The sequence below is a fragment of the Luteitalea sp. genome (assembly GCA_009377605.1).
In the GTDB taxonomy this organism is placed as follows: Bacteria; Acidobacteriota; Vicinamibacteria; order Vicinamibacterales; family Vicinamibacteraceae; genus WHTT01.
Window position 1 is genome coordinate 34,258 of the sequence record WHTT01000013.1, and the last position, 22,957, is coordinate 57,214.

At 64.5% G+C, this 22,957-nt stretch carries 20 protein-coding genes; 11 read left to right on the forward strand and 9 right to left on the reverse strand.

Translation table 11 applies throughout. The features are described 5' to 3' along the window. Positions 1–38: 38 nt before the first annotated feature. Positions 39–620 carry a pyridoxamine 5'-phosphate oxidase gene (pdxH, locus tag GEV06_06280; GenBank protein ID MPZ17503.1) on the forward strand — a complete coding sequence of 194 codons (582 nt, stop codon included), beginning with the start codon at positions 39–41 and terminating at the stop codon, positions 618–620. Here the strand turns inward: pdxH and GEV06_06285 are convergent, their stop codons facing one another. Continuing rightward, the gene (locus GEV06_06285) at positions 621–1,640 is read right to left on the reverse strand and encodes a hypothetical protein (GenBank protein MPZ17504.1); all 1,020 of its coding nucleotides are present in this window, start codon (positions 1,638–1,640) and stop codon (positions 621–623) included. A gap of 308 nt (positions 1,641–1,948) precedes the next feature. On the opposite strand from GEV06_06285, the gene GEV06_06290 reads away from it, so the two are divergent. The 6 genes from GEV06_06290 to GEV06_06315 all read left to right on the forward strand — a co-directional run bounded on the left by GEV06_06290 (position 1,949) and on the right by GEV06_06315 (position 8,603). Beyond that, positions 1,949–2,728: an ATP-binding cassette domain-containing protein gene (locus tag GEV06_06290; protein ID MPZ17505.1), complete on the forward strand. Its 780-nt coding sequence runs from the start codon at positions 1,949–1,951 to the stop codon at positions 2,726–2,728. Positions 2,729–2,898: 170 nt separating this feature from the next. After that, positions 2,899–4,497: a hypothetical protein gene (locus GEV06_06295; GenBank protein MPZ17506.1), complete on the forward strand. Its 1,599-nt coding sequence runs from the start codon at positions 2,899–2,901 to the stop codon at positions 4,495–4,497. A gap of 71 nt (positions 4,498–4,568) precedes the next feature. Continuing rightward, entirely contained in the window at positions 4,569–5,681 is a 1,113-nt protein-coding gene (locus GEV06_06300) for a PAS domain S-box protein (GenBank protein MPZ17507.1), read from the forward strand. Beyond that, complete coding sequence (locus GEV06_06305) at positions 5,678–7,300, forward strand: hypothetical protein (protein ID MPZ17508.1); 1,623 nt, start codon at positions 5,678–5,680, stop codon at positions 7,298–7,300. The genes GEV06_06300 and GEV06_06305 overlap by 4 nt, the downstream gene beginning before the upstream one ends. A 111-nt stretch (positions 7,301–7,411) precedes the next feature. Beyond that, on the forward strand, positions 7,412–7,660 hold the full coding sequence (locus GEV06_06310; protein ID MPZ17509.1) for a hypothetical protein: 249 nt from the start codon (positions 7,412–7,414) through the stop codon (positions 7,658–7,660). 226 nt (positions 7,661–7,886) lie between these two features. Then, entirely contained in the window at positions 7,887–8,603 is a 717-nt protein-coding gene (locus GEV06_06315) for a CDP-diacylglycerol O-phosphatidyltransferase (protein MPZ17510.1), read from the forward strand. Between the two features lie 73 nt (positions 8,604–8,676). Here the strand turns inward: GEV06_06315 and GEV06_06320 are convergent, their stop codons facing one another. Then, a complete protein-coding gene (locus GEV06_06320; GenBank protein MPZ17511.1) occupies positions 8,677–10,539 on the reverse strand; it encodes a PDZ domain-containing protein in 1,863 nt (620 codons plus the stop codon). Here GEV06_06320 and GEV06_06325 point away from each other — a divergent pair. Both GEV06_06325 and GEV06_06330 read left to right on the forward strand, forming a co-directional pair. After that, positions 10,445–11,566 (forward strand): acetamidase, encoded by a 1,122-nt coding sequence (locus GEV06_06325; protein ID MPZ17512.1) that lies wholly within the window; start codon positions 10,445–10,447, stop codon positions 11,564–11,566. The two genes, GEV06_06320 and GEV06_06325, sit on opposite strands and share 95 nt — an antisense overlap. A gap of 201 nt (positions 11,567–11,767) precedes the next feature. After that, positions 11,768–12,595 (forward strand): hypothetical protein, encoded by an 828-nt coding sequence (locus tag GEV06_06330; protein MPZ17513.1) that lies wholly within the window; start codon positions 11,768–11,770, stop codon positions 12,593–12,595. A 72-nt stretch (positions 12,596–12,667) separates the two neighbouring features. On the opposite strand, the gene GEV06_06335 is transcribed toward GEV06_06330, so the two are convergent. The 3 genes from GEV06_06335 to glk are packed head-to-tail and all read right to left on the reverse strand — an operon-like array spanning position 12,668 to position 18,088. Beyond that, positions 12,668–16,291 (reverse strand): TonB-dependent receptor plug domain-containing protein, encoded by a 3,624-nt coding sequence (locus tag GEV06_06335; GenBank protein ID MPZ17514.1) that lies wholly within the window; start codon positions 16,289–16,291, stop codon positions 12,668–12,670. A gap of 33 nt (positions 16,292–16,324) precedes the next feature. Beyond that, positions 16,325–17,014: an FCD domain-containing protein gene (locus GEV06_06340; GenBank protein ID MPZ17515.1), complete on the reverse strand. Its 690-nt coding sequence runs from the start codon at positions 17,012–17,014 to the stop codon at positions 16,325–16,327. Between the two features lie 42 nt (positions 17,015–17,056). Continuing rightward, positions 17,057–18,088, reverse strand: a complete 1,032-nt coding sequence (glk, locus tag GEV06_06345) for a glucokinase (GenBank protein MPZ17516.1) — start codon at positions 18,086–18,088, stop codon at positions 17,057–17,059. Between the two features lie 97 nt (positions 18,089–18,185). On the opposite strand from glk, the gene GEV06_06350 reads away from it, so the two are divergent. Both GEV06_06350 and GEV06_06355 read left to right on the forward strand, forming a co-directional pair. Continuing rightward, on the forward strand, positions 18,186–18,896 hold the full coding sequence (locus GEV06_06350) for a polysaccharide deacetylase family protein (GenBank protein MPZ17517.1): 711 nt from the start codon (positions 18,186–18,188) through the stop codon (positions 18,894–18,896). Next, a complete protein-coding gene (locus GEV06_06355) occupies positions 18,893–19,774 on the forward strand; it encodes a tetratricopeptide repeat protein (GenBank protein ID MPZ17518.1) in 882 nt (293 codons plus the stop codon). Before GEV06_06350 ends, GEV06_06355 begins: the two co-directional genes overlap by 4 nt. A 68-nt stretch (positions 19,775–19,842) precedes the next feature. Here GEV06_06355 and infA read toward each other — a convergent pair whose 3' ends face one another. The 4 genes from infA to GEV06_06375 all read right to left on the reverse strand — a co-directional run bounded on the left by infA (position 19,843) and on the right by GEV06_06375 (position 22,945). Then, complete coding sequence (gene infA, locus GEV06_06360) at positions 19,843–20,061, reverse strand: translation initiation factor IF-1 (protein MPZ17519.1); 219 nt, start codon at positions 20,059–20,061, stop codon at positions 19,843–19,845. Between the two features lie 166 nt (positions 20,062–20,227). After that, a complete protein-coding gene (locus GEV06_06365) occupies positions 20,228–20,644 on the reverse strand; it encodes a hypothetical protein (GenBank protein ID MPZ17520.1) in 417 nt (138 codons plus the stop codon). Then, on the reverse strand, positions 20,644–21,873 hold the full coding sequence (locus tag GEV06_06370; protein ID MPZ17521.1) for a metal transporter: 1,230 nt from the start codon (positions 21,871–21,873) through the stop codon (positions 20,644–20,646). The genes GEV06_06365 and GEV06_06370 overlap by 1 nt, the downstream gene beginning before the upstream one ends. After that, on the reverse strand, positions 21,863–22,945 hold the full coding sequence (locus GEV06_06375; GenBank protein MPZ17522.1) for a multicopper oxidase domain-containing protein: 1,083 nt from the start codon (positions 22,943–22,945) through the stop codon (positions 21,863–21,865). Before GEV06_06375 ends, GEV06_06370 begins: the two co-directional genes overlap by 11 nt. Between the last annotated feature and the right edge of the window lie 12 nt (positions 22,946–22,957).

Consider the following 22,957-nt stretch of genomic DNA (forward strand, 5'->3'; position numbering starts at 1 on the left):
CCGACCTTCAGGTCGGGCGCTGGAGCGTCTACACGTCGATGAACGATTCAGATCCGCTCGCACTGTTCCGTCACGCCTTCGAGCGCGCCGCGGCACAGGCGCCGTTCGATCACACCGCGTGCGCGCTGGCGACCGCGTTGTCCGACGGCCGGCCTTCCGTCCGGGTGGTGCTCCTCCACGGCTTGGATGAGCGGGGCTTCGTCTTCTACACCAACTACGCGAGCCGCAAGGCGCGCGAGCTCGACGACAACCCGCGCGCGGCGCTGTGCTTCTACTGGCCCTGGATCGACGAGCAGGTTCGCGTCGAGGGTGTCGCGGCACGAATTGCGCCCGACGAATCGGACGCGTACTTCGTGACCCGTCCGCGCGGAAGCCGGCTTGGCGCGTGGGCGTCGAAGCAGAGCCAGGTGCTCACGTCGCGTGACGAGCTGCTGGCGCGCTTGCGCGAGACCGAGGCACGATTCCCTGGCGAAGACGTGCCGCGGCCATCGTTCTGGGGGGGATATCGCCTGACGCCAGACGTCATCGAGTTCTGGAAATCCGAGGAGTTTCGGCTGCACGATCGCGTTCGGTACCGGCGAGTCGAGCACGGTTGGCAACGCGAGCGACTCTATCCGTGACTATCGAGAGGGCTTCGTGACGTCTCGCATGCTCAATAGCTGCGTGAAATCCTCGTATTGATCGGTGGCGACGAAGTCCACGCCCGCCTCGATGGAGGCGCGCCATCGTTGCTGCACGGCGTCGAGTGAGCCGAAATTGTAGCTGGCGGTCCAGCCGAGCGCCTTCGACGTTTCTGGTCGGGACCCGTTGAGGGTGTAGAAGCGGATCCAGAGTCCTTGGGCGTGTGCTCGATCGACGAGCGCCTGGAGCCGCGCGCTGTCCTCGGTCGTCCACTCTGCTGCGCGCACCTGACCGCCTGCTTCGACGACTGCCCACGGGAAGTTGACCCAGCGCCGATAGTTGGTCGCGCGCTCACCAATCGCCACCTCTGGCGTCGCGCGTGCCGCCGACATGAGCCGCTCCTCGTCGGTCGTCCCGGATGGCGGCGGGACCCGCGTTGCGCCGAACACGCGTAGACGCGTGCCGATCGGCAGGCGGTCATGGAAGCTCTTCTGCTGCGCGTCATTGCTCCCGGTGAGGACGAGAAGAGGCTTGACGTCGAGCGGCATCACGCGCGCCGGATCAGCATCCTTGACCGCGGTCGTGAGCCAAGCCTCGTATTCGCCGAGGAGCGTCCAGATGGCGGCGTGGTGCTCGGGCTCGTCCGACTTGAGGTCGAGATTCAACGTGATGAGAGGCCAGTCGCCGCGGCGCTGCTCCGCCAGCGCACGCTCGACGTACGGCCGGACGCGCTCGAAGAAATGCTCGCGCAAGCTTGGTGCCGAAGGGGCCTCTTCGAGGCCGTGCGCAACAACCGACCGCGACGTTCCTTTCTGGGTGTCCGTGTACCAGATGAGGTCTTGCTCGATGGCCAGCGGAGCACCGGTCGCGAGAGCACGGTCCACTCGATCCGTCCAACGTCCACTGTACGGATAGCAATTGTGAGCATCCAACAACACGCGTCCGCCAGGGAGGGCGGCTTCGTCTCCAGCAGACGACGGAGCGGCGGCTTGTGGGGATGTTCCCGCGGCCGGTGGCACGGAGCGTCCGGCATCGGCTCGAGACGCCCAGCTCTCGGTACGATCGGCACGGGTCGACGATAGCTCAACGGCGCCGAGTGCAACCAAGAGCAGCAACCACGCAAGAAGAGACTGTCGCTTGGGCTTCGTCACGGCGCTCGGGCAATCCTTGGAGATACTATGCCACGATTGGTTGACGAAGTTGTGTCGCTTGGTCAGGATATGAGACCTCGTCTGCCTGCGTGATCGTGAGGTAGGGCCGCCTCGCCGAGGCGGCCCTTATCTCGCCGAGGACGCGCTGGCAGAGCTGCTCGACGCCGATCGCATCCATGATCGAGGTCCATGATCTCACGCACCGTTACGGGCAGCTCCTGGCTCTCGACGGGCTCTCGTTCCGCGCCGATCCCGGTGAAATTCTCGGCCTGCTCGGCCCGAACGGCGCCGGAAAGTCGACCACGGTGCGCATCCTCACGGGCATGATGAAGCCAACCGCCGGGCAGGCACGGGTGGCGGGATTCGATGTGCTCGCCGAGCCGCTTGCGGTCAAGCAGCGCGTTGGCTACGTGCCGGAATCTGGCGCGTTGTACGAGGCGCTGACGCCAGACGAGTACCTGAGCTTCGTTGCGTTGCTCTATCACCTCGAAGATCGCGTCGCGACCGTTCGTGCCAACGAGCTGGTGCAGCTGTTCGATCTGGCCGACGTCCGAGCGAAGCGGATGGTGGAGCTCTCGAAGGGGATGAAGCAAAAGGTGCTGATTGCGGCCGCGCTCATTCATGCACCGGATGTCCTCGTTCTCGACGAGCCACTCACCGGGCTCGACGCGAACGCTGCGCTCGTCGTCAAGCAGCTCCTGCGTGGTTTGGCGGCGCAGGGACGGACCGTGCTCTTCTGTTCGCATATCCTCGACGTCGTGGAGCGCGTGTGCTCGCGGATCCTCATTCTCGACAAAGGACGGAAAGTCGTCGAGGGAACTGCCCCCGAGATCGTGAAAGACGCCGGCCGCGCGACGCTCGAAGAGGCGTTCGTGGCGCTCACCGAGACGCGCGATGCGGGCCGCGTGACTGCCGACGTGCTCAGCACGCTGTCGCGCTCCATTCGACTCGACTGACGGCACACCTTCGGCGAGCCGTCAGCCTCGCTCATGGCGAGCCACAGAGGAGTCGAATGCCCTGAGCCCCTCGACTGTCGCTCGGGGCTCCCTGAGCGAAGTCGAAGGGAGCGAGCGAAGCGAGTCGAAGGGTGAATTCTGTTTCCTGTTTCCTGCTTCCCGATCACCTCATGCCTTTTGGAATCGACGTGCAGCAGTGGCGGGCCCTCGTCCGACTCTCGCTGGTGCTCGACTTGCGGCGGACGCGTGGCTTCAGCTTTGGCGTGCACGAGCGCCGCGGCGCGCGTGGGACGTTGATCGGGCTGTTCCTGTTCCAGGCCGCGCTCGGCGGCCTGCTCGCGTACTTGATCGCCGTCCTGCCGGATCCGTTCGCCTCGGCCACGCTCTACTTTCTCTTACTCATTGCCTCGTTGGCTGCGCTGCTGCTGACCGACTTTCATACGGTCGTCCTCGCGCCCGACGACTTCGCGATCCTCGGCTATCGCCCTGTCGCGTCTCGAACGTTCTTCGCCGCCCGGCTGACGAGTCTGCTGTTGTTTGCGTGGGTGCTCGCGCTTGCGACAAGCGCCGCGCCGCTCGTCGTGTGGATACGGCTGGCCGGCGGACCGCTGGTTGGCGTGGCGGCCCTCGCGGCGACGCTAGTGGCGAGCGCGCTGACGGCGGTGACCGTCGCAACGGTCTACGGAATGCTTCTGCGCGTGCTACCGGCGGATCGGCTGCACCGGTGGCTCGGCTACGCGCAGCTCCTGTTCACCTTCGTCGTTTACGGCAGTTTCCTGTTGCTGTCACGCCTTCAATCGGCGCTGTTGCACGTCCGCGTCGAGAAGGGATGGTATCTCTATCTCGATCCTGCGGCGTGGTTTGCCGCATGGCTGGAGATCGCCGCTGGCCGCGCCGGGTCACTCGACTTCACAGCCGCAGCGGTGCCTGCTGTGTTACTTCTCTTGCTGGGCCCCGTTGCAGCGAGGCGCCTCTCGCTCGAGTATGCCGACCGTCTGGCCAGCCTCTCTGCGGCGACACGTGTGTCGGATACGCCAATCACCTCGCTCGGCCCGCGGATCCTCACGCCGGAGCATCGTGCGGTCGACCTGCTGGTACGCGCCCAGTTTCGCGTCGATCAACGGTTTCGTCTCGCGATCTTGAGCATCCTTCCACTCACCGTGCTCTACCTCTTCATGGGAATTGGCGGCGCCACGCCGTCGAGTGGGCTCGGCGTGACGCTGCTGGACGTGGCGGTCGTGGTCTTTCCGTCGGTGCTCCGCCAGGCGCTCACGCGCAGCGACTGGTTCCGCGCGGCCTGGGTGTACTTTGCGTTGCCAGCCGATCTGATGGCGATTGTGATCGCGACCAAGAACGTCGTGCTCGTCCGCTTTCTCCTGCCTTACCTGCTCTTCGTCACCGCGCTGCTTCTCGTCCAAAGCCTGTCCGAGGGCGCGCCAACCGGCGGTGTCGTGGTATTCCACGTGACTCACGCACTCTGGCTGGGCCTTCTCAGCCACGCGATTCTCATGGTCGAGCTCGCCGCCAATCCGGCGCTTCCATTCTCCGTCCCTGGGGGCAAGGGTGAGCGGACGTGGCACATCGCCCTGATCACCGTTGCCGCGATTGCCTTGGCAGAAGCCATGCCGTTCGCCTACGGCATCCTGTTTGGGTCGGCCGCGCACATGGCTGCGGCGCTGGCCGGCCTGCTGATCATCAACGTGCTGTTACACCGGGTGCTGCTATGGCGGACGCGACGGATCATTCGCCATCTCGCGTACGCCGGCTGAGGCGTGAACGCGATTGGCGGGGCTGCAGCCCCGCCTTCAGTTGAGACCAAGTAGGGTACAGTAGGAACATCATGGTTGACCGGGCGTTCGCGATCGACCAGCGTTACATGGCCCTCCTGGAGCAAATCCGCGACGCCGTGTTGGTGGTCGACGGTCATGGTCTGCTGACGCTCGTCAACGCCGCCTTGGTTCGCCTCGCCGGACAGACCGCCGATCAGCTCGTCGGTCAGCCCTTCACGGCGCTGGTCGCGCCCGAGAACCGGGGAAGCCTCCGTCATGGTCTCGAGAGCCTGACGACCGATGCTGAGGTCCAGTTGGCGATGACCCTTGTCCGCCCGGATGGCGCGCGCGTCGACACCGCCGCGCGCGCTCGCCGCATCGGACCGGACGCCGTGCAGTTGCTCTTCGATCCGGTCATCCAGTCGCCTCAGCACGAGGAGCGCCTGAGACATGCGCAACGCATGGAGGTCGTGGGCCGCCTTGCCGGCGGCATCGCCCACGACTTCAACAACTTGCTCACGGCAATCGTTGGCTATTGCGATCTGCTCGAAGAGCAGCTCATGGAGGCCGACGTGCGTCGCGGCGACCTCGAAGAGATCCGTGTAGCGGCCATGCGGGGCGCAGCGCTCACACGCCAGCTGCTCGCGCTGGGCCGCCGTCATGTCTCGCAGCGGTCGCCACTCGACCTGAACGCGCTGCTGCATCAAATGGACCATCTGTTGGAGCGCCTCGTTGGCGGCGAGGTCGCCGTGGTGTTCGACCTGGCCTCCGATCTCCTGATCATCGAGGCGGACAGGGCCCACGTCGAGCAAGTCGTCCTCAACCTTGCGACGAATGCTCGCGACGCGATGCCCGATGGTGGTACCTTGACGATTCGCACGGCGAACGAGGTGCTCGAGGCGGCACAGGTCCAAGACCACCCGGGGATGCCGCCGGGGCTCTTCATCCTGCTCGAAGTGAGCGACACGGGTGTGGGCATGACGCCGGATGTCCAGGCGCGCATGTTCGAGCCCTTCTACACGACGAAGGAGCCGACCAAGGGGACGGGGCTCGGATTGCCAATGGTGCAGGCGATCGTGTCCGAAGGCCACGGGTTCGTGGAGGTCGAGAGCGCGTCCGAGCGCGGCTCGACGTTTCGCGTGCACCTGCCGGCCGCCGAGCTCGCGTCGGATGACGCGAGATGATCCGAGCATCCGTTGTCCGCACAGCGGCGGCGCTCGTCTGCGCTAGCGGCCTCGTTGCTCGCGCCGATGTCACGGTTGACCAGGCCGACTCAGGGAAGCAGTGCAGCGCTGAGGCGTCCGCGCACGCGGATAAGGGGAAGCGCCTCGCCCTCGTGCTCGCGATGGACGAGGCGCGCCAAGCCTTTCAACGAGCCGCCACGCTCGACCCGCAGTGCCCAGTTGTTCAGTGGGGGCTGGCGGTCAGCAATCTGCCATGGCCCGGGGCAACGCCCACGCGTCTTGCGGAGGCACGAGCCCGCGACGAGCTGACGCGGGCAGGTGAGGCCGCAACCGGCCTGCAGCGCGCACACGTTCAGGCGCTCACCTCGCTGTTCGAGCCGGCAGACGAGCCGTTCCCTCGCCGCAGACTGGCGTATCGCGACGCGCTCCGCCGACTCGTCAAGGCGCATCCAGGCGACAACGAAGCGGTCGTGTGGCTCGCATTTGCCGAGCTGGCGCTTTCGACGGTGCCAGGTGACGAGGCGGCCAAGCGGGCAGCGGCGGTCGTCGGCGAGCGCTTCGGTGGCGTGCCGCGCGTGGCGAGCGCAGCGTTCGCACTGCTGCTGGCGATTGACGACGGCGCCAGTCCCGGTGACGATGCCCATCGGGTGGCGGATGTGGTGGCGCGCACCGCACCTGCTGTGCCTGGGCCGCGTCACGCCTCTGCACGACTGTATCGAGAGCTTGGTCTGTGGGAAGAGGCGGCGCGGCAGGACGAGGTGGCCCTGGGGCTCGTGGACGCGCTGATCGATCGGCGCTTGATGTACGGTCCGGGGCAGCAGTCGTTCATGCCGGAATCGCTACTCAGCTCGTACACGGAGCTGGGGCGGTTCGAGGACGCGGCCGCGCTCGTCGAAAGGATCGAGGAGGCGCTCGCGCGACCGGATGAAGCGCCGGAGCCCGCGACCGTCGATCGTGCGCGGCGTGGGCTCGCCGAGATGCGGGTGCGCCTGGCTCTCGAGCGCCAGGACTTGACCCTGGGCGCATCGCTTCCTCGTCGCCTCTTCGCCGATCAGGACCTCGATCTCTATTGGTTTGCGCGCGGGATGAGCGCCGCACGCTCCGCGTTTCCGCACCAGGATCAGGCCGCCTTTGCCGAGGCGCGTGAAGCGGCTGCCGAGCTCGAGGTCCTTGCGCGCGCGGCTGGTGCGTCGAGCGAGAGCATGCGCCGTTGGCTGTTGGTGCGGGCGGCGATCGCGGGCGGGCAGTATGAGCGCGACGAGATGACCGTGATGCTACGCCAAGCGCAAGAGATCGAGGGAAACCTGCGCGCGAGCGGCCAGCTCCGCCAGCCGCTCCTCTGGGCAGAGGAAGTCGCAGGCGATCTCCGCTTGCAGGTCGACGAGACCGGCCACGCCCGGCTGCATTACGTCAACCTCTTGGCGAAACAGCCACGCCGCGCACGGGCATTGCTCGGTCTGGCACGGGCAGAGCGCCTGCGCGACCAGCCTGCCGCGGCTGGCGCGGCCTACCGCCGCTTTCTCGAGGTCTGGGGCCAGGCGGATGCGGGGCGGCCCGAGCTCGACGAGGCGCGGACGTTTCTAGCAGAGGGCGCGTTCGGCGAACGCGCCCTACCATAGGCAGGAGGTAGGGACGCCTCGCCGAGGCGTCCGTTACTGATCCCGGCGTCAGCTGAGTTACACTATTTGGATGTTCGCCGGTACTTTCCGGCAGGGAGAAGGGGACAACCTATGAGTGACGCTGGAGAGGGCCTAATCGACGCCGAGGCCCGGTTACAAGAGCAGCTTGACGCACGTGAGCATGACCGTCGCCGGCGAGGACTGGCGGCTGGTCTCGACCCCGAGCGGGTGCGGCAACTCGAATCGTGGCGTCTCGCTCGGGCCGAGCTCCTCAGCCAGCTCGAGGCGACGCAACATCCCGTCCGGCGCGAGCAGCTCGCCCTGGCAATCGCCGAGCTCGACCGGCGCCTCGCCGAATAGAGCAGGAATCAGGATTCAGGAAATAGAAAACGGGAAACGGGACGGAAACCGTGGGAATCGGGGCTCCGGCGTCAGCCAGGGGCGGCGAGCGGGCGGCCGACCTGCAACGCTTGCCTCAGGCTGGACCGTGCTCCCTTTAACCCTGATCGCTCGCAGTCCTTCCTGACCATGCTGATGCCTGACCCTACACGTGATTCCCGATTCCTGAATCCCGATTCCTGATTTCATGTCCTTCGTCCGCTGCGCCGCGGCGTACGCAGTACACGTCTACACGGCCTCTGGCGCGCTTTGTGCGTTGGCGGCGCTTGGTCCAATCACACGGCACGATTCAAGGACCGCGTTCCTGTGGTTATCGCTGGCCGTCATCATCGACGCCAGTGACGGTGCGCTCGCGCGTTTGGTCCGCGTTCGCGAGCACGCGCCCCTCATCGATGGCGCCCGCCTCGACGATATCGTCGACTATCTGACGTACGTCCTCGTCCCCGTGCTGCTCTTGCTGGAGGCGGGCATGTTTCCGGCGGGCTGGGGTGCTCTGGCTGCGAGCGCTGTCCTCCTGGCAAGCGCGCTAGGTTTTGCGCGGCGCGACGCCAAGTCAGCGGATCACTTCTTCACCGGATTTCCATCCTATTGGAACGTCGTCGCTCTCTATCTCGTCGCGTTCGAGTGGTCGCCGTTCACCAACATGTTGGTCGTGTCGTTGTTCGTCGTGTTGGTGTTCGTGCCGATCGGGTACGTCTACCCCTCGCAGATTCCCACGCTTCGTCTCCTGACGGTAGCCTGGTGCGCGGTGTGGGGCATTCAGGTGCTGGCGATTATCTGGGCGTTGCCTGACGTCAGCCGCACGTTGCTCTGGAGCTCGCTAGCATTCCCGGTGTACTACGGGACGTTGTCCATTGTGCTGCATACGCACCGCCCAAGGATTCATCGCAGCGGCGCGTGTTGACTGCTGACCGTCATGGCGCGAGACCTGAAGGCCCCGCGCTACGCCGAGACTTTGAGTGCGTAGCGCGCGGGCTCTAGCCCGCGCGTCCTCCAGTGCTGGCGCCTGGTTCGCTGCCGTTGAGCCAGGCGCGGAGGTTCGCGCGCTGCGCGTCGGTCGCATCCGAATCCACTTCCAGCGTCCAACGGTCAGCTGCTGGTTCTTCTCCCAGCGTGATATCGAGGTGCATCAGTTGGTCCCGTCGTGCCACGAGCATCGACACGTTGCTGCCCGGTTGGTAGCTCGCGAGCCGCCGATCGAGCTGCCCACGCTCAGGGGGCACGCGGAAGTCATCGATCGCCAAGATCTCGTCATCCGCGTTGAGGCCTCCGTCGAAGGCAGGCGAATCTCTCACCACTCCTGTCGCAACGAGACGCCCCTCCTTCACAGCCGTCTCCGTACCGAGCCACGCCTTGGAGCGGCGATTTGGATCAGTCGGTTTGAAGCGGAGGCCGTACCACTCGAGCGCCGCGCTGTAATCGAGCTCCTTGGTCGTATCAATGGCATCCTGTAGCCATGACTCCAGGTCTACGCCTGCGACCTCGGTGAATGTTTGCCTGAGCTCCGCTTGCGTGTACCCACGAGGGCCCGCGAAGCGCTCGTACGCGAGCCGCATCGCATCGTCGAGCGATTGCCGTCCATTGGTCGCCTGCCGAATCCTGGCGTCGAGCAGAAACCCGACGACGGCGCCCTTGGTGTAGTAGCTGATCGTGGTATTGGCCGTGTTCTCATCGGGCCGGTAATGCTTGATCCAGGCGTCGTACGAGGCGCCGCTGACCGGCTGGACAGCCCTTCCTGGCGTCGTCTGCAGCCCTTTGATCGTGTTGCCGAGGCTTCCCAAGTACTCATCGTCGGTCGTGAGACCTGCACGACGCACCAGCAGGTCGCCATAGTAACTCGTGAATCCTTCGCCCACCCATAGCCCGGTTGTGTGGACCTCGTTTTCGTAGTCGAACGGGCCGAGCTCACGCGGGCGCAGGCGCTTGATGTTCCATGTGTGGAAGAACTCGTGGCTGACGAGGCCGAGCCAGTCGCGATAGCGCTCTCGCGTGCGGGTCCCCCAGCGGCTGAACATCAACGTCGTCGAGTTCTTGTGCTCGAGCCCGCCGCCCGCCTCGGTGAGAAGATTGAGGAAGACGTACTTCTCGTACGGCAGGGTGCCCCAGAAACGCTCGGTGGCACGCACGACCTGCTCCACATCGCGCGCCGAGCGTGGGCCGTCCCACACACCGTCCTCGCTGTCGTTGACGAGCGCGTGCTTCTTGCCTGCCACCTCGAACTCGTACACGGCAGGATTGCCCGCGACGATCGGCGAATCCACGAGCGTATCGAAATCAGGCGCCACATAGTGGTGTGGTGTGCCCTCTGGCGCCGCCGGCAGGGAGGTCTGTGTCGTCTTCCATCCATCCGGCAGGCTGAGCGTTACATCGTGCGGCCGCGCCACGCTTGTCTCTGCAAGCGTGATGAACGTCGGCGCACCATTGAGCAGCGCAAATCCGGCGTCGACCCAGTTGGTTCGCACCGACATCTCATGTGCGTACACTCGGTACTGGACCACGACGGAGGAGGCGCCTTGGGTGGTCACGCGCCAGCGGTTCTTGCGGGTCTTCTCGACGGGAAGGGCAGAGCCGGTTGGTGCCTTCGCCGTCAGATCCTCGACGTGTCTGGAATATTCGCGCACGAGATACGAGCCAGGTGTCCAGACAGCCATCATGAGCTCAATCGCTGGCCGGCCACCGGTCGGGTATGTCGCTTCGATCTCCACGTAGTTCGTCTGTGGGGCGGCGAAGCGAACAGTGTAGCGAATGGGCTCAGGGACGGTTTGCCCAGCGAGATTAGAGGCCATCGTCATGAGGCACAGAGCGGCGAGGAGCGAGAGTCGAAGACAACCCACGTGCATAGCGATATCGTATCAGGGCTTGGTCTACTGGCATCGTCGTGACATTGAAAAGGAGCTGTCCATGAGAATGCTGACCTGCTTGGCCGGGGCCGTGCTGCTGGTAGGGGGCGCGGCGCGAGCGGAAACACATCGGCTGACGCCAACTGTCGGCCACCGCACGTTTGCCGCGCGGCCACCGGTGCTGACCATCAAGCCGGGCGACGTGGTCGAGAGCGAGACGTTGTGGGGCGAATGGTATGAAAAGGCAGGCGGCAAGTGGCCCGGCGAGGTCGGTCCGATCGCCATCGAGGGTGCGGAGCCCGGCGACACTCTCGTTGTCGAGGTGCTTCAGGTGCAGCCCAATCGCGACACCGCCGTGTCGACCCAGGGCGGCACGTTTGGCGCGCTGGTGCCGGACAGCGGCACTGCATTTCTCAACGAGTCGTTTCCGCGCGGCCGATATATCTGGCGACTCGATCGCGAGAAGATGACGGGGACGCTCGACATGCCAGCCAGTCGCATGACGTCCATCACCGTGCCCCTCAGACCCATGCTCGGCCGTGTGGCGGTGGCGCCCCCGGGTGAAGAGGCGTTCGATGGCCTGTGGCCAGGACGATTCGGCGGCAACATGGATATCTCGGACGTGCACGAGGGAACGACGGTCTACCTGCCCGTCTTTCACAAGGGCGCGCTGTTCTATTTTGGCGATGGCCATGCTCTTCAGGGCGACGGAGAGGTATGCGGCTCTGGTCTCGAAACGTCGATGAAGGTGGCGTTTCGGTTCAATCTCTTGAAGGGAAAGAGTATTACCTGGCCGCGTCTCGAGGACGAGCAGTTTCTCATGGTTGCTGGCAGCGCGCGTCCCCTGACCGATGCGCTTCGTATCGCGTACGTCGAGCTCATCAAGTGGTTGGTCGACGAGCATGGGTTCGACAAGCAGGACGCGTATCAGCTCGTGTCACAGGTTGGTGTCGTCCGCGTCGCGCAGGTCGTGGACCCCATCTACACGGTGGTCGCCAAGTTCCCGAAGCAGTACCTGCCTCGATAAAAGGAACCGGGTACCTTTTCGGGAGCGAAAGGTACCCGGTTCCTTTTCGAGTGTCGAAAATGGCGGGTGCCATTCGACTAGTGGGTGTGGCCGGGCTGTGATCCGGCAAAGGAGAATAGACATGCGTTACATGCTACTGATCTACGACCGCGAAGCCGACTGTGCGACCTCACGACCGAGGAGATCGCGCGGGCGTTCCTCGTGCCGGCGCCGACCATGGGGCAACGCTTGGTGCGGGCGCAGCGGAAGATCCGGGACGCGCGAATTCCGTACGAGGTGCCACCGGAGTCAGACCTCAGCACTCGTCTCAGTGCCGTGCTTCGCGTCATCTATCTCGTGTTCAACGAAGGATATGCGCCAACGCACGGTGAGACGTTGATCCGTCCAGAGCTGTGCGTCGAGGCGATCCGTCTCGGGCGACTGCTCGTCGAGCTCTTACCCAACGAGGGAGAGGCTCGCGGCCTGCTGGCGCTCATGCTGCTGCACGACGCCCGGCGCGGCGCTCGTGTTGGCGCGGATGGCGAGCCGCTGCTCCTCGACGAACAGGATCGTTCAGCCTGGGATCGCCGACAGATTCGCCAGGGCGTCGGGCTGGTCGAGAGCGCGATCAAGAGGCGGAAGGGACCGCTGCCGGGCTCGTACGCGCTTCAAGCGGCGATTGCCGCGCTGCATGCCGAGGCCAAGCGTTCGGAAGATACGGACTGGCGGCAGATCACCGCCCTCTACGGTCTGCTGTTACGCGTCGAGCCGTCGCCGATCGTCGAGCTCAATCGCGCCGTGGCAGTGGCCATGGCGGAGGGAGTCGAGCATGGACTCCGCATCCTCGATGGCTTGGAGTCACGCGGCGTGCTCGGTGAGTATCACCTACTGCCCGCCGCTCGCGCGGCTTTGCTGCTGCAGCTTGGCCGCGAAGCCGAGGCACGCGGCGCCTATGAAGCTGCTCTGTCTCTCGCGCAAAACGCGGCCGAGCGCCGCTTCTACGAGCGTCGAATTGCCAGCCCTCGCTCGCCTCCGGTGAGCTCCGGCTAGGCAAGCCTGCTTCCAGCCTTCGCTCGCCCCCGCGAGCTACGGCTGGCAGGCCTGTTTCCTGACTCCTGATCCTTAGAACGTGTACTTGAGGCCCATTTGGATCTTCCGTGACGAGCTGATCACGTTGTTGAGGATTTGGCCAAAGTTTGAGTTCGTCATCACCGCCGCGCTCGTGGGCAGAGCGAACGTCGGTGTATTGGTCAAGTTGGTAATGTCCAGTCGGTACTCAACCGCGTGAGTGCCAAACAACGAGAACCGCTTCGTCACCGACAGGTCCGACCTGAACGAGCCCGGGCTGCGGAAGGCATTTCGGCCGACGTCGCTGAAGCCACCACCTTCCGGACCGCTGAACGCCGCGCGCTCGTCGCCGTTGAGGTACCAAAGGATGCCATCCTCCTCGGCGAAGACGCTGCCTGCGCTGCCACTGCAGCCGGCGCAGTTGGCCGGTGTCTGCACGACGTTTGAGAGCGTATGCGCGCCGCTGTAGACGGTAAATGGCCGACCGGTGTAATAACGGAGGATCCCCGCGACCTGCCAGCCACCAATGAGCGCGTCGAGCGCTGGGCCGGCGTCATCGCCGACAAGCTTGCCGCGCCCGAACGGCAGCTCGGTCACGAAGCTCCCCTGGAACACGTGGGTGCGGTCGAAGTCGGACGGTGCGAAGTTGAGCTCTCGGTTCTGAATATCGAACGGCGTGCTGGATGCGGACTGGTTGGTACCCGTCGACACGCGCGTAAATGCCGGGTCGAACGAGCGTGTGTCCTTCGACTGCGAGAGCGTATATCCCAGCAAGTAGCCAAAGCCGTTGCCGAACCGTCGCTGCCACGTGACCTCGAGCGCATGGTACGTGGAGCGATCATTCGAGTCGATCACGTTCATCCCGCCGAGATACTGCGGATACGGATAAAAGAAGTACGGCCCGAGGCCGGCCAGCTCGGAGAGCGTCTGATCATTCTGTACGCGTTCGGCGAGTGAATCGGCCACCTCGGCGACTGAGTCTCGGCTGATCTCCGACGAGAACTCCCGTCGCAGGAAATCCGATCCGGTCTCACCTGGGCCGAGACGGGAATCGACGCCCAACAACTGATTCATCAACGCACTCTGGCCGCCGGCCTTGACCGTATTGAACGCGTCGAGGAAGCCGTTGTCATGCAGCTCCGTCTGGTTGACGTTGTAAGCGCCAAACAGGTTCTGTCCTCGGCGTCCGATGTACGCGACCTCGAGCACCGACTTGCCCCACAGCTCGCGCTGGTAGCTCAGGGCCCAGCCGTGGGTCAGGGGCGCCTCGAACTCCGTATCCATGACGTGAATGCTGCTGTTACTGACCGGGGGCGGCGTGACGAAGTCTTCGGGTTGCCCTGTCGGTTGGAGCGTCGGCAAGTTTGGCAAGCGGCCGCCGTTTTGACCGAATTCCGTATTCGTTTCCGTCCGCGTGATGCCGGGGATACTCTGAAAGATCGTGGAGGAGAGGACAAATGTGTTGATGCGGTCGTAGGCGATGCGGTAGTTCCCACGAACGACGCTCTTTCCGTCACTCCCAACGTCCCAGGCGACGCCAACCGACGGCGCCAGGTTGTTGATGTCGTCGTCGTAGAGCGATTCCTGCACCCACGTGAGGGCGTTGCTGGGAGGTTCAGCAACAGCCACGCGCTGGTTCGGCCGGAGGATGAGATTCTCGGGATTGCTCGGCGCCATCTTGAGCTCCCATCGAAGGCCAGCGTCGATCGTGATGTTGGGTCGAATCTTCCAGTTGTCTTGCAGATATAGATCCAGCTCTGGGAAGCGAGCGTCGTAGTTGAAAGGCGTTCCACCCGGCGCGTAGCCGTCCCCCTGTTGGACGAAGCCCTGCGCGACGGTACCCACCCTGCCGAGGAGGAAGTTGACGGAGTCTCGCAGGTCCGGCAGGTCGTTCTCCACGTCGATGTCGGACGGCAGACCGAACACTGCCGAATCGACCGTATTGACGTCGTCATCGAAGTTCACGATTGCGTTGACGTTCGTCGTGCCGACTGAGCCACGGACGTCCTTGTGTTGCTGATACCGGAAGTTCAGACCGCCCTTGAACGTGTGCGCGCCCCGAACGTACGTCGTGTTGTTGACGATCTGGTAGGTGTTGACGGTTCGCAGATTCCCGATCTGAAAGCCGTGCGGCATGGTGATGTCACCAAAGGTGAGATCGACCAAGCCTGGTTGCGCCTCAGGCGTCACGAAATCGAAAGTAAAGTGATTGCCACCCACGACCAGTTCGTTGACGACACTGCCAACGGGATTCCAGCGCCAGCTGGCGGCAACGTTCAACGGTGAACGCTCGGTATCCACGAGGCAGGACAGGCCAGGGAACGGCGCGGTGCCATCATTGACCTCGTCACACAGCGTGTTCTGTTGGCCCCAGGCCACACGAGCGAACGCATAGTGCTTCGGCCCGAGCACCTGATCGACGCGCAGGAGCACATCGTGCTGCTCCTCTTCTTCTTCGGGATTCCAAGTGTATCCAGCAAGGTTCAAGCCGTCGCCCACCGAAAAGTCATTCGGCAGCGGCGTCTCGCCGATGAGCCCCTGGACCTGCTGATCGAGACCGATACCTTGGGGATCCTTTCCCGCAATGTTGTAGCTTGCCACGCCGACGATGGGGTTGCCCGAGCTGTCGACCGAAGCGCCGCTGACGCCCGCGGGTGCGTTGCGACCACCCGGAACGTACCGCCAAATCCCTTGGCGAGCACTCTCCGTATAGACGTTACGCGTCAGCGTGTGTTGCTGCTGCCCGCGTAGGATCTGCACGTTGCCAAAGAAGAACGTCTTGCTCCGGCGAATGGGTCCACCGACGCTGAAGCCGCTGATGTTGAGCCGTTCTTCCGCCTTGGGCAGGTCGCTGAAGTTGTTCTCCCACTCGTTGGCGTTGAACTGCGGCCGCCGTGCGAAGTAAAAACCGGTGCCGTGGAACTCGTTGGTCCCGGACCGCGACACCATCGCCACCTGGCCACCGCTGTTCCGCCCATACTCGGCGGTAAAATTGCCCGTCAACACCTTGAACTCGGTAATGGCGTCCGGATTCGTACGGAGCGGCGAGAAGTTGCTGCCGCCTGCGCTCGACTCGTTCGTGTCGATGCCGTCGAGCGTGAAGTTCCAGGCTCGGTCGCGCGCGCCGTGCACGTGCGTGCCACCTCCGGTGTTCGCGCCGGATACGACGCCCGGCTGCGTGAGGACGAGTTCGAGGGGGTTGCGCCCGCGGCCGCCAATGATTGGCAGCGACTCGACCGACCTCTGATCGATGACGGAGCCGTAGTTCCCGGAATCGGTCGTTTGTACCGCCGGCGCAGCCGCCGTGACTTCGACGGTCTCCGTGAGGCTGCCGGTTTCGAGCACGGCGTTCACCGTTGCCGGCGTACCGATGTTGACGATGGTGCCCGGCGCGACGAACGTCTTGAAGCCGTCCAGCTCGACCTTCACGGTATACATGCCGACGCCAACCGCCTCGAAGACGTACACACCCGTGCCAGACGTGATCGTCGTGAACGAGACGCCCATCGACTCGTTGGTCAGCGTGACCGTGGCGCCAGGAATTGCCCCGCCGCTCGTATCGGTGACGGCGCCGCCGATGCGCGACGTCGTACCTTGGGCCCACACGCGTGGTGCCGGCCCCATCAGTACGGCGCACATCGCTGCCGCACACACGACGATAAGGAATCGCTTCACCATGGCTGCTCGTCCTCCCCCCAAAAGTAAGACGACCTACAAATGCACGGCCGCTTCGCCGCTGGCATCGAACGCATCGTCGATGTAGCGCCGATTGCGGTCGTAGCTCCAGTGGATATCACGAAAGTACGCGCCGAGTGCCTCGCCGTCCTTCGCGATCGCCAGTCGAATGATCTCGCGGTGCTCGCGAACGGACTTCCTCAGCCATTCTGGAATCGAGTGGCGCCGAACCGGAAACGTGTAGAGACGGTCGCGGACGATGTCGCAGACTTCGCGCAGCGTCCGGTTCTCCAGCTTCGAGAGCAGGACGTCATGAAACTCGCGGTTCCACGCGCCGAACGCCTGCAAGTCGCCCTGCTTGGCGGCGGCACGCATCTTCGCGTTGAGGCGCCGGAGCGCGCCGAGATCCCTGTCGTCGATCACGCTGGCGATTTGGCGAACAGCCGCGCCTTCCAGGATGCCCAGCGTTTCGTAGATCTCCTTGACGTCGTGAACGGTGAGCAGCCGCACGTTGTAGCTGCGCCGGCTGTTGCAGACGACAATGCCCTCACTCTCGAGTCGGAGCAGCGCTTCCCGGATCGGCGTGCGGCTGATCTGCAGCCGCGCCACCAGCAGCTTCTCGACAATCCGCTCGCCAGGACGAAACTGCCCGGCGGCGATCTCGTGCCTCAGTAGCCGATAGACTTTATCGGCAATCGATTCGGGCCGTATGTCTTCCGTATCCAATCCAGTGGGCTGGCGCGAAGATATATCAGAATATCAGCATCGTCAAGATGCGTTTACAGGGTTCACGAGGGGCGAGCGGTCCAGGGAACGTCCCGTCATGGCAGAAGCGTACACCGCGGCGCCGAGGAGGCCCGCGCGCCGATTGAGGATCACATGGATCGGGATGCGCTTGAGCATGTGCTCCATGGGCGGTTTGCGCAGGAATGCCTCGAGGAAGAGCGGAAGGTCGAACGCGTCAAGGATCTTGGAGGGGATGCCACCGCCGAGGAACACGCCGCCCGTGGCCACGGACTGCAAGGCGAAATTGCCGGCGGCGGCGCCGAACACACCGAGAAACAGGTGGAGCGCCTCCACGCAGTGCGGGTCGGATCCCTCGATGCCTCGCTTGGTGATGGCGGCCGGGATCTCGCGGTCGGAGCAGCGGTCCCCATTCTCCTTCAAGAGCGGCGACTGGCCCTCGCTCGTGAAGCGAAGGAGGTTCACGAGGCCGGGACCAGAGACGATGTGCTCGGTATGCGTACGGCCATGTTCGCGGGTCAGATACTGGAGTAGCTCGATCTCGCGTGCCGTCCGAGCGGCGAAGTCCCCGTGGCCGCCCTCGGATGGGCAGGGGAGCAGCCGACCCTGATGACGCACCAGAATCGCCTGTCCGAGGCCCGTCCCGGCGGTCACCAGACACATGTTCCCGTCGGCGTTGAAGACGCCTTCTTGCAGCGTGTGCAGCTCGTCGGCCTCGAGCGCCGACACGGCGTAGGCCATGGCCTCGACGTCGTTCAGCAGCCACAATCGTGAGATGCCGGTCTCCTCGATGACGTCCCGCCCATTCACCCGCCACGGGACGTTGCTCAATCGCACGACCTGCTTGATGATGGGCCCGGCCACCCCAAGACACGCCGCTTCGATCTCGTTCGGCCGGGTGCCGGTCGCGTGCAAGAAGCTCACGAGGATTGCCGAGAGACCGGGAAAATCGAGCGTCGGGAACTCTCGCGTGTCGAGCAGCTCGGGGCGCCCGCCCGTTCGTTTGAACAACCCGACCAACGTCTTGGTGCCGCCCAGATCACTCGCCAACAGCATGGTTGTAAGAAGATAGCATCAGGAATCAGGATTGAGGAATCAAGCTTGCTTAGCCGTAGCTCGCCAGAGGCGAGCGAAGGCTGGAACATAATTCACCATGGTGTGGTTGCTCCTGATTGGCCTGGGCGCCACCTGGCTCGCCCACACGGCACCGTTTCCGTTCTTGCTGGACTACGGCTTCCGGTCACGCGCCGTGTGGAAGATGCCGACGCGGCCCGGCGACCGGGTCGTCTATCTGACGTTCGATGATGGCCCGAACCCGGACGCAACGCCGGCGTTGCTCGATGTCCTACGTGCCAATGACGCACGCGCGACGTTCTTCGTGATCGATCGGTACATCACGGAGGATACCGCGCCCATCGTGGCGCGCATGGCGGCGGAAGGGCACGACGTCGCGCTGCACTCCGATCAGCGGGAGCTCATGTTTCTCACGCCGGACGCGCTCGCCGAGCACCTCGGCCAGGCCGCGCGGCACATCCAGGAGATCACCGGCCGACCGCCGTGCGCGGCGTTTCGACCTCACGGCGGCTGGCGCGGCGGGAACATGTTTCGCGGTCTCGCGCGGCTCGGCTATCGCCTGGTCGGGTGGGGTTGGAACCTGTGGGACTGGAACTGGTTTCGGCGTCGCCGTGCCGAGACCATCGTGCCCCGGTTGCTCGAGAACGTCGACAACGGCGAGATCATCGTCATTCACGACGGCCACCACCGCAACCCACGCGCCGACCGCCGCTATGCCGTGGAGACGGTGGAGCGCCTGGTGCCCGCCTTGGAGGCGCGCGGGTTCCGCTTCGGGACGATCTGCGAGTGAGCTATCTTTACATCGAGAGAAAATGGGGACAGTCCAGGGCTGTCCTCGTTCTCCCGCAACCGCGCATGACCCAGGAACGGTACACGGCACGCTCGATTCGGCAGAGATACCCCCACTTGCGCGATGATCATTTGCGCTACCTCGCCAAGTGGGGACTCATCCACCCAGCCCGAGCGGGCGGCGAGACGACCTACGGGTTTGCCGACCTGGTCGTCATCCGACAGGCGGCAGCCGAGCTCGAGCGAGGCGCCCGCTTTCGCAGCGTGGTCCGGAGCCTCGTGGCCGAGCGCGAGGGACAGCTCGCGCTCGACTTCCAGTCTGCGCGCCAGGAGTCCTCTCAGGCGCGCATCGTCACCTTGCGACCGCGGCCGCAGCGCCCGACGCCGATCGAGGCGTATCCCTCGGTGACGCGCGAAGACCAGGAGCTGGCCGAGCGGTACTTCCTCGAGGGCACGTCGCTGGACGAGGCCGGACTGGACATGCAGGAACAGGCCATGGCCACGTACCGCAAGGCGCTGGCCCTCGACCCGGAGCTCGTCCCCGCCATCGTCAACCTCGGGAACATCCGCTATGGACGCAACGAGATTCCAGAGGCGCAAGGCCTCTATGAGCGCGGCGCCCGCCTCGATCCGTCCTCCTTCGAAGCGCTCTTCAATCTCGGCAACGTCCACCACGACAGCGGCCACTACGCTGAGGCTGCCCACTACTACGAGCAAGCGCTGACGATCGATCCGAGCTACGCCGACGCGTACTTTTACCTGGCCGTTACCCTCGAGAAGATGGGCCGGTCGGTTGAAGCCCGGCCCCACTGGCAGACGTACCAAGAGCTCGCGCCTGAGGGGGAGTGGGTCGAGCTGGCAAAGGAGTTTTCGGAGTAACGGAAAAGGGGACAGGCCCCTTTTTCGGCCGCATACGTTCACGAAAAAGGGGCCTGTCCCCTTTTCCGTCACTTGGCCCGGAACGTGATGATGCCGCGCACCGGATCGTATGGGGAGATACCAACGGTGACTCGGTCGCCCGGCACCACCTTGATGCGGAATCGCCGCATTCGGCCGCTGAGTTGCGCGAGCACTTCTTGGCCCGAGTCGGATTGCACACGGTAGATGCCGCCGCTGTGCACGGCAAGCACCGTTCCCTGAATATCGATCAGATCATCTTTGCTCAAAGCGTCTCCAGGACCTCGAGGTCCGCCACGGCATGATTCTGCGCCACGGGCGCTCCCGCCCCTGTATGCAGTCTGCCATGAGTTGCTATAGGGCTGCAACGCGATGGGGAAGAGGGACAGCCTTGTTTTACGCCCTTCGTAAAACGGGGGCTGTCCCCTTTTTTCGTTATTGGGCCTCGATTACACCGTGCATCAGCGCGGCATGTGGCGTGCAGACATAGGAGTATCGGCCGGGGCGGTCGGGCACGCGGACGACGACTGAGGCGGTTTCACCGGGCTCGCGAGGGAGCGGCTGAGAGAGCTGCCAACTGCTCACCGCGAAGTCGTGTGCCATGCCGCGGTCCTCGTTGCGGAACAGAAACCGCACCTGCTCGCCCGCTTCGACGCGCAGCACGGGGTTCGCTTCGGGCTGCCCATCGACGTAGAACGCGACGCCGCGCGCCACGAGCGTGATGTCGCGCACCTCGCTCTTCGAGCCGGCAGCCAATGCCACGACCGCCATGCATGCCAGCAGGAGCAGGATTGACAGCAAACCTACCGTCGGCCGGCCCACCTGACGCTGCCAGAAGTCTGTCATGGCCATTACCCCACGAGCATGCCTGTGACGTACATGACCGCGACGCCGCTCATCAGCCCGGCCGCTGTCGCCGTTCTCGTGAAGTAACTGCTGATTGGCTGATCTCCCGCCATCTGCCGGGCAATCTGCACGACCACCTGCGCGATCGCGCCGGCGCCAATCGCGAGGAACAGGACCGACCAGACCGGCGAATACACGAAGCCGCCGAGCCAGGCGCCTGCAATGGTCGGCGCTCCAGCCACGAGACCGAGCTTGACGAGATTCCACAGGCGAACGCGCTCGCGGGCGAGCGGGGCAACGATGGCGAGACCCTCGGTCGTGTTGTGCAACGTAAAGCCTACGATGAGCATCGTTCCCAGTGCAGCTTCGCCCAGCGCGAACGCGGCGCCAATCGCCAGGCCTTCGCCGAAGTTGTGCAGGCCAATGCCAATGGCGACCAGCAGCGCCAATACCCAGCCCGTCCGATCGCCTGCGCGCCCCGCCCGCGCTCGACGCAACCACGCGCCGAGCGTTTCCAACGCGAGATAGGCGGCCGCTGCGCCGAACACGAAGAGGACGGGCCCCTGGAACGAGCCTGGCAGCCCCGCGGCGAGCTCCAGTCCCTCACCGCTTGCGTCCACCAACAGGAAGAGGAGGAGACCGATCGTCAGCGCAAGCACGAAATCGAGTCCTCCCCGGCCGAGGCGGACGACCATCGAGCGCCAGAGTAGGCCGATTGCCACCGGGATCACGCCCACATACAGGCCAATGAGCGCGAACGCCAGCACGGCTCGCGGGCTTGCCTGCGGCGTCTCGATCGCCACGGCAATCTCGTGGTCGAAGGTCACACCCGTCGAGGTCACGAGACGCAGTGCGTGCGCTTCACCCCAAACCCACGGATACGGGATCGTCAACCGCGCTCGTCCGAGGTGGCCGAGCGTCGCGCTGGGCTCCGCCGAGAACGACCAATACGCATCGTCTACTTGCACCTGGGCAATCGTGACGGGGTCGGGACCGTCGTTGAGCACCGTGGCGACCATGCCCTCCGGACGGAGCTGCACCGCCTGGAACGTCAGACGCTCCGTCGGCGGGACGTTCGTGCCGCGCACCAGCTCCGACGGCCCTTGCCAGGCGAGCAGCGCGAGCAGCAGCCCGAGCAGCACCAACGGGAGCAGTGCCACGAGCCACAGTGCCGCGCGCGGCCGGCCAAGGGCGGGCGCCAGCCTCGGCGAGTGCGACGCCACCTCAGGTTTCATGGCGAGTGCCCTCAGCACGGAACAGGCCCATCCAGCCGAGCTCCGCGAACTCGGTCTGATGCGCATGGAACATGAAATCGCCCGGGTAGCGGAACGTCGTTTCGATGATGCACCGCTCTGCCTGACACAGCATGACGGTATCGGTGTGCTCGGTCGTCGTAAGCCGCGTGCCCGTGCGGTACACGTCGAAGAACATTCCGTGCAAATGAAAGCTGTTCAGGACATCGAACTCGGTCACGTTCACGAGGAAGATCCGAACGGGCCGTCCAACGGTCACACGAATGGGCTCCTGCGCATAGAAGTTCGCCACCGTGTTGACCGCGTACACCTCATTCTCGACATCGAAGTTCGTGTCGAACCCGTTCATCACCATGACGAGCTCGTCTGGCGTGCGCTCGTGCGATCCCCACGAGCCATCGCGCGGGTCGATGATGAACGCGCCGTAGAGGCCCTTGTGGATGTGTCGCTTCAGCGGTACGGCATGACAGTGATAGAGGTGCAGGCCAAAAGGCTCCGCCGTGAACTCGTAGAGAAACCTGCCGCCAGGCGGCACCTGATGCTCGGGCAGCGACCCATCCATCTCCGGCGGGTGCCATCCATGAAAGTGAATGGTGTGGGGATGCGTGCTCTGGTTGACGAACGTGACCCGGACGCGGTCGCCTTCCGTTGCCCGAATCGTTGGGCCCGGCACTTGGCCGTTGTAGGTCCAGGCCGGAAAGAAGACCCCTGGCGCGATCTCAATCTCACGATCGACCGCAAACAGGTTGTACTCGCGAAGCAGCGTGCCGTCCGGCTGCCGCGTCTCGCGATAGTACTTGGCCCGCTCGTTGGCCGCTAGATCAGAGAAATTCCACGCGCGGACGAAACTGGTGGGATTGAATTGATCGGTGCCGACGTGGCCAACCGGACCCATGACGTGCCCCTGATGGCTGGGGGAGGTCTCATGCGTCAGAGGCGCGTGAGCACCGTCCCGTTGGAGCGCTGCCGTTTGACGCGCCAAAACTCCGGCGCTCCCCACCAACGAGCCCAAGCCCGCGAACCGAAGCCACGACCGCCGAGTCACAGTGCCCATATTTTGACCAGT